At 69.7% G+C, this 9,322-nt stretch carries 8 protein-coding genes; 1 reads left to right on the top strand and 7 read right to left on the bottom strand.

Annotated features, from left to right (window positions below):
* Window positions 1–144: 144 nt before the first annotated feature.
* Complete coding sequence (locus tag NKG98_RS03590) at window positions 145–1,245, bottom strand: Gfo/Idh/MocA family protein (RefSeq protein ID WP_254768303.1); 1,101 nt, start codon at window positions 1,243–1,245, stop codon at window positions 145–147.
* A gap of 123 nt (window positions 1,246–1,368) precedes the next feature.
* Between NKG98_RS03590 and NKG98_RS03585 the strand changes: the two genes are divergently transcribed.
* The gene (locus NKG98_RS03585; protein ID WP_254768302.1) at window positions 1,369–1,740 is read left to right on the top strand and encodes a hypothetical protein; all 372 of its coding nucleotides are present in this window, start codon (window positions 1,369–1,371) and stop codon (window positions 1,738–1,740) included.
* A 25-nt stretch (window positions 1,741–1,765) separates the two neighbouring features.
* Here NKG98_RS03585 and NKG98_RS03580 read toward each other — a convergent pair whose 3' ends face one another.
* The 6 genes from NKG98_RS03580 to NKG98_RS03555 all read right to left on the bottom strand — a co-directional run bounded on the left by NKG98_RS03580 (window position 1,766) and on the right by NKG98_RS03555 (window position 9,274).
* Window positions 1,766–4,336, bottom strand: a complete 2,571-nt coding sequence (locus NKG98_RS03580) for a glycoside hydrolase family 3 protein (RefSeq protein WP_254768301.1) — start codon at window positions 4,334–4,336, stop codon at window positions 1,766–1,768.
* Window positions 4,337–4,524: 188 nt separating this feature from the next.
* Window positions 4,525–5,589 (bottom strand): methionine synthase, encoded by a 1,065-nt coding sequence (locus tag NKG98_RS03575; protein WP_254768300.1) that lies wholly within the window; start codon window positions 5,587–5,589, stop codon window positions 4,525–4,527.
* Entirely contained in the window at window positions 5,586–6,587 is a 1,002-nt protein-coding gene (locus NKG98_RS03570) for a 5-methyltetrahydropteroyltriglutamate--homocysteine methyltransferase (RefSeq protein ID WP_254768299.1), read from the bottom strand. The genes NKG98_RS03575 and NKG98_RS03570 overlap by 4 nt, the downstream gene beginning before the upstream one ends.
* A 101-nt stretch (window positions 6,588–6,688) precedes the next feature.
* Window positions 6,689–7,261, bottom strand: coding sequence for a HemK2/MTQ2 family protein methyltransferase (locus NKG98_RS03565; protein WP_254768298.1), 573 nt, complete (start codon window positions 7,259–7,261; stop codon window positions 6,689–6,691).
* Entirely contained in the window at window positions 7,262–8,413 is a 1,152-nt protein-coding gene (locus tag NKG98_RS03560; RefSeq protein ID WP_254768297.1) for a mechanosensitive ion channel family protein, read from the bottom strand.
* A 21-nt stretch (window positions 8,414–8,434) separates the two neighbouring features.
* Window positions 8,435–9,274 (bottom strand): 16S ribosomal RNA methyltransferase A, encoded by an 840-nt coding sequence (locus NKG98_RS03555; protein ID WP_254768296.1) that lies wholly within the window; start codon window positions 9,272–9,274, stop codon window positions 8,435–8,437.
* Between the last annotated feature and the right edge of the window lie 48 nt (window positions 9,275–9,322).

Raw genomic sequence — 9,322 nt, 5'->3', positions numbered from 1 at the left:
TGCCATCACGTTCGAGATCACATCTCAGCGTAATTCGAGCGGTCGATGCGCATCTGGACCGACATCGTACTGCGCGACGAAACCGATCCGAAGCGGGGACGATCGGGAAGAATCGGCCTCGATGTTGTCGGATCGACCCAGTCGCTACTCGGTCGCGATCCACTCGCCACGGTCGTCGCTCTCCTCGATCGCCGCGAGGACCCGCTGGGCGGCGAGGCCGTCCTCGAATCCGGGTTCGAACGCGCCGTCGTCGGCCACGGCCGAGAGGAACTCGTAGTTCTCGTGGACGAACGTGTGCTCCCAGCCGATGACGTGGCCCGGCGGCCACCAGTGGTCGACGTAGGGGTCGTCCTCGTCGGTGACGAGGATCGTCTCGTAGCCGCGGTCGCCCTCGGACAGCAGTTCGAGTTCGTTCAGCCGTTCGAGCGAGAACCGCAGGCTCCCCTTCGAGCCGTTGATCTCGATCGTGTGGTCGTTCTTGTGGCCGTTCGCGAACCGCGAGGCTTCGAGCGTGCCGACGGCGCCGTTCTCGAGTTCGATCTGGGCGGTGTAGGCGTCGTCGACGGTGACGGGGCGGGTCTCGTCGCTCCCCTCGACGGGCCGCTCGTCGACGAAGGTCGTCAACTGGCCGCTGACGCGCGCGACGTCGCCGACGAGAAAGCGCACGAGGTCGACCGTGTGCGCGCCGAGGTCGCCCAGCGCGCCCGAACCGGCCATCTCGGCGTCGTTGCGCCACGACCACGGCGCCTCGGGGTCGACCAGCCAGTCCTGGAGGTACCGGCCCCGGACGTGGTGGATTTCGCCCAGTTCGCCGGCCTCGATCAGTTCCTTCGCGTACCGGATCGCGGGGACGAACCGGTAGTTGAACGCCGCCCCGGCCGGCACCCCCGCCTCGCGGGCCGCGGCGGCCATCTCCTCGGCCTCGTCGAGCGTCGGCGCCAGCGGCTTCTCGCAGAACACCGGGGTGCCGGCTTCGAGCGCCGCGATCGACGGCTCGGCGTGGACGTGGTTCGGCCCGAGGTTGTAGAAGACGTCGACCGACTCGACCACGTCGGCCCAGTCGGTCGAGATCTCCTCGAACCCCAGCCTGTCGGCCGCCGCCGCGAGCGCCGCCTCGTCGCGGCCGACCAGCACGCCGCGCTCGACGTCGGGGGCGTCCGGGAAGAACATCGGCAGCCGCGCCATCGCGTTCGCGTGGGCCTTGCCCATGAAGCGGTACCCAAGTACGCCGACTCGTAGCGTCATACGTGGACGTTCACGCGGACGGTAGTTAGCGTTTTGTGGTACGCTTACGTCCCGCCCCGACCGGAACCGCGATAGGAACACTGAAGGCGACGCCGTAGCGAGTACGACCGATAGACCGTGTCGATGGGCGTCGCACACTTCGCGCTCGGGGCCGCGCTGACGACGCTCGTCGTCGCGGCGTCGCGCCCGGAAACGCGGTACCCGCGAACGATCGTCGCGGTCGGCGGCGGGTGGGCGATGGTCCCGGACGCCTACAAGGTGCTCCCGCTCCCGCTCCCGGTCGCCGAGGAGCACCTGGCCGCGTTCCACGCCTCGCCGCTGGCGGACGTCTTCTGGCTCCACCGGACGCTCGACCGACTGGACCCGACCAACTCGGGCCGGGTCGCGGCGGCGCTGCTCGCGTGCTTCGTCGCGGCGACGCTCCTCTCGGAGTGGCGATCCGGCCGGTCCGGTCTCGCGTCCGGACGCGAGGCGACGCCCGTCGAGAGCGACTGAGTTCGGCTTCGGTCGCCGGGGCCGACTACTCGCGCCGTTTGAGCCGTCGGTACAGTTCCATCGCGTCGTCGAAGTCCTCGTCGCCGTCGTTGTCGATGTCGTACCGGCCGGGCATCGGCTCGGGATCCGTGACGGGGACGGTCTTGCGGACGGTCAGCGTCGCCGTCGCGCCGTCCTCGCCGTCGTCCCCGCCGTAGACCCAGTCGGAGCCGACGGCGATCTCGTACTCGCCGGCTTCGACCACGCGCACGCGGTGGCCGGGCACGTCGCCGGGGATCACCTCGAGCGTCGAGAGGTCGAGATCGATCTCGACCGTCGTCGACTCGCCGGGGTCGAGGTCGACGCGCGCGAAGCCCATCAGCCGACGGTGGGGCTGGAGGACCGACCCGTACGACTCGGTGTTGTACACCTCGACGACGTGCTCGCCCGGTCGTTCGCCGACGTTCTCGACTGCCACCGTCGCCGTGACGGTCGCCTTTTTGGCCGGGTTCGCCACCGAGTCGGGGTCGATCGAGAGGTTCGAGTACGCCCAGTCGGTGTACGAGAGGCCGTGGCCGAACTCGAACTGGACGGTCCCCGCGCTCGCGCCGACGGACTGTCGCGGCGGGTAGTCGTCGTAGAACAGCGGCACGTGGCCGACGTTCGCCTCCCAGGTGAACGGGAGCCGCCCGGACGGGTTGTAGTCGCCGAACAGCGTGTCCGCCACCGCGACGCCGGCGTCGCTCCCCGGCTGACCGGCGAAGAGGACCGCGTCGAGGTGCTGGAACGTCGCCTCCGTTCCGCGGGGACTCCCGGCGAGGACGACCCCCACGAGCGGGGTGTCCGCGCCCGTCTCGGCGGCCAGCAGTTCGACGAGGTCGCGCTGCGCTTCGGGGAAGCGCATCTTGTCGCGGTCGCCGAAGCCCTCGTTGTGCGGCCCCTCGCCGAGCACGACGACCACCGCGTCCGACTCGGGCGCCGCCTCGCGGATCGCGGCCTCCTGCTCGTCGGTCACGTCGAAGAAGCCGTTGTCGAAGGTCTCGTAGATGCTCGCGTAGGGTGCGGCCGAAAACTCGGTCGGCACGTGTGTCAGGCGGTCGCCCAGCCGGTCGGCCAGCGCCCCTTCGAGGGTGCTCTGGCGGGGTCGCGGCCCGTCCTCGGTCGGGTACCCCTCCTCGATCCCCTGCCAGCCGAGCGTCCAGCCGCCGTGTTGCATCAAAAAGCGGTTCGGCATCCCGTCCTCCACGCCGGGTCCGGTCAGGAGGACCCGTTCCGTCCCGGAAAGTGGGAGCGTCCCGTCTTCGTTCTTCAGGAGGACGAGCGACTCCTTTGCCAACCCCTCGGAGACGTCCCGTGCGCCGCCGACGAGGTCACCGATCTCGTCCTCCGGCGCGTAGGGGTCGTCGAACAGCCCGAGTTCGGCCTTGAGTTCGAGGATGCGCCGCACGGACTCGTCGATCCGCTCCTCGGGGATCTCGCCGCTCTCGACGAGGTCGACGGTCGTCTCGATGAAGTCGGCGGGGGCGACCTCGCCGCCGCACATGTGCATATCGACGCCGGCCAGAATGCCCTCCGTGATCGCCCGTCGCCACCCCTCCTCGGTGTCGGGCAGGTACTCGTGGTTGGTGATCAGCCGCAGGAAGTCGTCCCAGTCGCTCAGGATCACGCCGTCGAAGCCGTAGCGGTCGCGTAGCACCTGCGTCAGCAGCCAGTCGGAGGCGTGGGCGGGCTTGCCGTTGACCGCGCCGCTGTTTACCATCACCGTCTTCGCCTCCGCGAGCGCCCGGGCGTACGCGGGCAACTGCCGCGTGCGGAGGTCGCGCATCGACGTACGCGCGTGGGCGCGGTCCTTCCCCGTGTTGGGGGTTCCGTAGCCGGCGAAGTGTTTGACCGTCGCGGCGACGCGGCCGTTGTCCTCGAAGCCCCGCGCCCGGGCCGCGGCCATCTCGCCGAGCAGCATCGAGTCCTCGCTGTGACCCTCGAAGAACCGGCCCCAGCGCATGTCACGCAGGAGGTCGGTCGTGGGCCCGAAGTTCCAGTGACCGCCCATCGCCGCGACCGCCTCGCCGGTGTGGGTCGCGGCCGCCTCGACGAGGTCGAGGTCCCGCGTGGCGCCCATGTTCAGCCGCTGGGGAAAGCTCGTACAGCCGTCGAGCAGGCAGTTCCCGTGCAGCGCGTCGCCGCCCCAGAGGAACGGGATTCCGTGCTCGGTGTTCTCGACGGTGTGCCGCTGGAGGCCGTTGAGTCCCGCGACGAACTCCTCGCCGTCCCAGGTCGGCCCCGAGGCGCCGCCGTTGAGTATCGATCCCACGTGGAGGTCGGTGAACAACTCGCCGACGGTGTCCGGTTGGTCGTGCATGAGGAACGGATCGTCGGGGTCGAACCCCTCCTCCGGGTCGTCGACCGCCACCTGCGTCATCTGGCCGACCTTCTGTTCGAGGGTCATCGACTCGATCAGGTCCTCGACGGTCCGTTTCGTGCGCTTTGCCTCTCCCGTCGTCGCACCCGCGGCGCCGGCGCCGACCGCGGACGCCGCGGTCGCCGCGCCGGTCGCTCGCATGAACGTCCGCCGGGACGCGTCGACGCCATCGGCGTCGGCCGTTCGATCATCGGACATGGAACGGCATACCACAATACAGATCTAGATAAATATTTGGTACGTTATCAGTTCCGGAGGACATTCTGCGTAGCTGACCGGTAGTTCGATCGGGATCGGCCATCGCCGGTGTACGCTCGCGTTACCGCGACGGACTCGACGGCGTTCCGGCGCGAACGAGGACGACGGACCGCAGGCCGGGAACGCGCTCAGTCGTCGGCGGGCGCGGGCGCGCGCTCGACGTCGACCTCGCCGGCGTCGAGTCTGGCCTCGACGTTGCGGGCCGCCTCGACCATGTTGGCCATCTTGCCGTAGGCGACCTCGCGGGGCAGGAGTTTCAGCCCGCAGTCCGGCGAGACGACGAGTTGCTCCGGCGGGACGACCTCCAGTCCCTTCGTGATGTTCTCCTCGATCCGTTCGACGGACTCGACCTCGGCGACGTGGGCGTCGGTGACCCCGAGCGCGAGGTCCTTCGTGAACGCGGGGTCTTTGAAGACGTCGAGTTGCTCGTAGTCGCCGTTGGCGAGTTCGAGGTCGAACTCGTCGACGGGGAACTCGAGCATCTCGGGGTAGATACGCGAGTAGTCGCCGTAGCAGACGTGCAGGCCGACGCGGACGTCCTCGGGGACGTCGTCGACGATCCGCTCCAGACACTCGCCGACGATGGCGTGGTCGTCGGGCGTCGTCGCGAGGGCGGGTTCGTCGATCTGGATGTAGCGGGCGCCGGCGTCGACGAGTTTCTCGATCTCCTCGTTGACGAGGTCCGCGAGGTCGTACGCGAGGCTCTCCTCGTCGTCGTAGGCCTCGTTGAACGACCAGTTCGCGAGCGTGTACGGCCCCGTGATCGGCACCTTGACGGGGCGGTCGCTCGCGGCGGCGGTGAACTCGTACTCGTCGACGAGCCACGTCTCGTCGTACTCGACCTCCGACACCACGGAGGGCTTGTCGAAGTAGTTGTGCCCCCAGACCTTGACGGGGCCGTTGAACTCGTAGCCCTCGATGCGGTGGGCGAAGTACTCGACCATCTCGTTGCGGCGCATCTCGCCGTCGACGACGACGTCGAGGCCGGCGCGCTCGTGCTCGTCGGTGATCAGGCGCGCGGCGTCGTCTTTCGCCTCCCGCCAGTCGTCGGCGTCGAACTCGTGGTCGGGGTCCTCGTACAGGTCCGTCGCGCGGTTGAGCCACTTCGGCTTGGGATAGCTACCGACGACGGTCGTCAGGAGGAAGTGGTCGTTCGGGTGGTCCTCGGGTCGGAACTGGTCTTTCGTGCTCATGCGGGGGTCACCTCCGGGAGGGTCGCGGCCTCGGCGAGGGCGGCCAGTTTCTCCTCGAACTTGCCGTAGGGCAGGTAGAACGTCTCGGTGTTGGTCGTCAGGTAGACGGTGTCGAACTCCGTGACGGGGAGGTGCTCGAACACCCAGTCGGCGCGCTCGCGGATCGCCTCGGGTTCCTCGACCAGCGTGTTCTGGCCGTCGGCCAGTCCGAGCGCGACGTCGCCTTTCGTCCCGTACTCCTGCAGGAGGTAGCGGTTCGCCTCGTGGTCGGCGACGAAGTCGTAGCCGACCGCGTCGACGTCGGCGTCGAGCAGGTGGGCGTGGACCTTCTCGTCGAGGGCGCCCCAGTAGGGCTGGACGACGACGTCCGCGTCGGTCGCGGCCGCGACGGCGTCGATGGCCTCGCTTGCGCGCTCGTCGGCGCCGTCGTCCGGCGGGGTCTCGACGAGCGAGGGTTCGAGCAGGAACAGCGTCTCGTGGTCGGGGAACGCCTCGACCTCGCCGGCGAGGAAGTCGGCGACGGCCGCGAGAAACGCCGCATCGTCGCCGTAGTGCTCGTCGGTCGCGAGGTCGGAAAGCGAGTACGGGCCGGGGAGGACCGCCTGTAGACCGCCGTCGGTCAGGTCGGCCGCGGACTCGAGTTCGCCCGCGACGTCGCCCGAGAAGCCGAGGTCGTCGGTGACGACGGGTTCGCGGTAGAAGTTGTTGTTGTCGTAGTAGCGGACGATGCCGCGGGTCTCGACGGCGTCGTGGACCGCGAGGGGGTGTGCGAGCATGTCGTCCCAGCGGAGTTGCCCCTCGACGACGCGGTCGAGGCCGGCCTCGCGCTGGAGGTCGATCACGTCCTCGCGCGCGTCCTCGTAGACGGCGGTGATCTCCTCGCCCTCGTCGCCGCTTATGAGGTCGCCTTTCTGGTGGCCCTTGCGGTCCGAGAGGTCGTCTTTCGCCCAGTCCGGGAGCGGGAACAGCCCCGGAGTGGTCGAGACGTAGTCGGTCATGCGTACTCGCGGCTAGGCTATGCCACTGTTTAATATTTTCCATCCTCGCGAATACGCGAGAGTAATCCAACGACGAACTCGACGGGCGGCGACCGCGGCTCTCACCGGACCAGTTCCAGCACCGTCAGCGTCTCGAACGGGAACGACTCGTCGGCGACGGCGACCGCGCCGAAGCCCGCCTCGCCGGCGCGCTCGACCACGTCGTCGACGCCGGTGAGGCTGCTCACGAGCAGGAACACGACGCCGTCGGGCGCGAGCACCCGACCGACCGCGTCGAGGAACGGGTCGATCACCGCCCGGCCGTCCGCGCCGCCCGAGAGGGCACGCTCCATCCAGTCGTCCCACTCGGCGTCGGGGTCGGTCGGCAGGTACGGCGGGTTGAACGCCACCGCGTCGAACGCGCCGTCGGCGAACGGCGAGACGAGGTCGGCACGGACGGCTTCGAGGCCGCGCTCGCGTGCCTGCTCGCACGCGTGCGGGTTCAGGTCCGAGGCGATCACGCGGGCGTCGGTCCCCGCGGCGATCCGCTCGGCGACGTACCCCGAGCCGGTACCGACTTCGAGGACGAGGGCGTCGTCGTCGAGTCGGTCGACGGCCGCCTCCGCCAGCAGCCGCGAGTCCTCGGCGGGCTGGTAGACGTCCGTTTCGAGGCCGCGGCGGTCGGCGAGGTCCATCTAGTCGTCCTCCGCGGGCGTTTCGGCGACGCCCGCCTGTCGGTCGTCCTCGGGTCCCCTCCCGCCGTCGTCGACGCGGAAGCCGCCGGTCTCGGCCCGCCCGGAGAGTTCGCGCTGCGGGAAGGGGATCTTGATCCCCTCCGCCTCGAACGCGCGCTTGATCGCCCCGATGGCGGCCGTGCGGGCCCGCCAGCGCCGGCGCGAACTCGGCTTGTCGATCCAGAAGCGCACCCCGAGTACGATCGCCGAGTCGCCGAACGCCTTCGCGACGACCTGCGGCGACGGCGCGTCCATCGCCTGCTCTACCTCCTCGATCGCCGCCTCGGCGAGTTCGGCCGCCCGGTCGAGGTCCGCGTCGTAGTCGACGCCCACCTCGACTTCGACGCGCAGGCGCCCGCGCCGCGAGCGGTTCGTCACCATGCTCGACCCGACGAGGTCGTTCGGGACCATCACGTACTCGCCGTCGAACGACTGGATCCGCGTGTTGAAAATCGAGATGTCGGTGACGATCCCCTCGTCGCCCTCGATCTCGATCCAGTCGCCGATCTCGAACGGCCGCGAGAACATGAGGACGAACCCCGCGAGCATCGTCCCGAGGGTCTGGCGGGCAGCCATCCCGATGACGACGCCGAGCACGCCGGCCCCGACGATGACCCCGCTCAGGTCGTCGATCCAGGTCGCGAGGACGGCGACGAGCGTGACCGACCAGATGACCGCCTGCGTCAGCCGGTTCGTCACCTCCCGCTGGTGGTCCGTCACGGCGGTCGCGTTGCTCAGCAACTCCTGGAGGATCCGGCGGATGAACCGCGAGACGACCATCGCGACGACGACGATCACGAGCGAGAGGATCGCGTTGGGCAGAACGGACTCTCCCAGCCCGAGGCTGGCGTAGGCGTCTTGCACCCGGGTCGTCTGCCCCCAGACGCCGAGGGTCACCGCGATGGTCAGCGCGGTCGTCCCGGCGAGGACGACCGTCGAGACGACGTCGGCGTACAGCGGACGCGTCCGCTCGGCGACCCGCTCCTGGAGGTCGCGGTAGGAAAGCAGGACGAACAGCAGCGTGCCGACGGCGGCGAACGTCACCGCCAGCCGCTGCTCGGTCGTCGGGAACTGCCTGGCGAGGGCGTCGAGGGCGCTGACTAGCTCGGACATGGCCTTCGTTCGGGAGTGGATTCACTCATCGTCGTCCTCGATCCCCCCGACGTCGGCCGCGAGCCGCGCCAGCGACGCGAACTCGGCGGGCGTCACCGCGCCGGCGCGCTCGCCGAGCAGGTCCTCGTCTGCCGCGTCGACGACCGCGTCGGGGTCGTCGAGCCCCGAGATGTGCGCCGTGTTCCGGATCGCGTTGCGCATCGTCTTGCGCCGCTGGGTGAACAGCGCCTTCACGAACCGCAGGAAGAACGCCTCGTCGGCCACCTCGTAGTCGGGCTCGCGGGGGGTGAGCCGGACGACGGCGCTCTCGACGGCCGGCGGCGGCGAGAACGCCTCCTTCGGCACCGTCTCGACGATTTCGGCGTCGGCGAAGTGCTGGGTCGACACCGAGAGCCGGCCGTACTCGGACGTTCCGGGGTCGGCGACCATCCGCTCGGCGAACTCCCGCTGGTACATCAACACGAGCGGGCGCTTCTCGGGCAGCAGCCGGAAGGTGACCTCGCTCGACACGCCGTACGGGAGGTTCGAGACCGACGCCGTGAACGGGGGGAGGTCGACCTCCAGTGCGTCGCCCTCGATCACGGTGAGCCGGCCGCTCGCGAGTTCGTCGGCGAACTCCTCGCGGAGGAACCCGGCCAGCGTCCGGTCGCGCTCGACGACGGTCACCTCGTCGCCGGCCGCCAGCAGGCGGTCGGTCAGCGCGCCCGTCCCCCCGCCGACCTCCAGCAGGTGGGAGGCGTCGGCGTCCCCGAGGTACGTCGGCAACCGGTCGAGGACGCGGTCGTCGACGAGGAAGTGCTGGTCGCGGTCCGGGTCGCCGCGCACGCCGGCCCGGGCGAGCAGCCCGTCTGGGTCTCTCATCGCCGCCGGCTACGCGCGGGGCCGCCGTAAACGCACCGTCTCGGGCGC

The organism is Salinilacihabitans rarus, from assembly GCF_024296665.1.
Lineage (GTDB): Archaea > Halobacteriota > Halobacteria > Halobacteriales > Natrialbaceae > Salinilacihabitans > Salinilacihabitans rarus.
The sequence above is the reverse complement of the archived record's forward strand: the minus strand, read 5'-3'. Positions and strand labels throughout refer to the sequence as shown.

Coding starts and splice junctions, on each gene's coding strand:
- NKG98_RS03555 (WP_254768296.1), bottom strand. CDS start 9,274: ATGAGAGACCCAGACGGGCTGCTCGCCCGGGCCGGCGTGCGCGGCGAC.
- NKG98_RS03580 (WP_254768301.1), bottom strand. CDS start 4,336: ATGTCCGATGATCGAACGGCCGACGCCGATGGCGTCGACGCGTCCCGG.
- NKG98_RS03565 (WP_254768298.1), bottom strand. CDS start 7,261: ATGGACCTCGCCGACCGCCGCGGCCTCGAAACGGACGTCTACCAGCCC.
- NKG98_RS03585 (WP_254768302.1), top strand. CDS start 1,369: ATGGGCGTCGCACACTTCGCGCTCGGGGCCGCGCTGACGACGCTCGTC.
- NKG98_RS03575 (WP_254768300.1), bottom strand. CDS start 5,589: ATGAGCACGAAAGACCAGTTCCGACCCGAGGACCACCCGAACGACCAC.
- NKG98_RS03590 (WP_254768303.1), bottom strand. CDS start 1,245: ATGACGCTACGAGTCGGCGTACTTGGGTACCGCTTCATGGGCAAGGCC.
- NKG98_RS03560 (WP_254768297.1), bottom strand. CDS start 8,413: ATGTCCGAGCTAGTCAGCGCCCTCGACGCCCTCGCCAGGCAGTTCCCG.
- NKG98_RS03570 (WP_254768299.1), bottom strand. CDS start 6,587: ATGACCGACTACGTCTCGACCACTCCGGGGCTGTTCCCGCTCCCGGAC.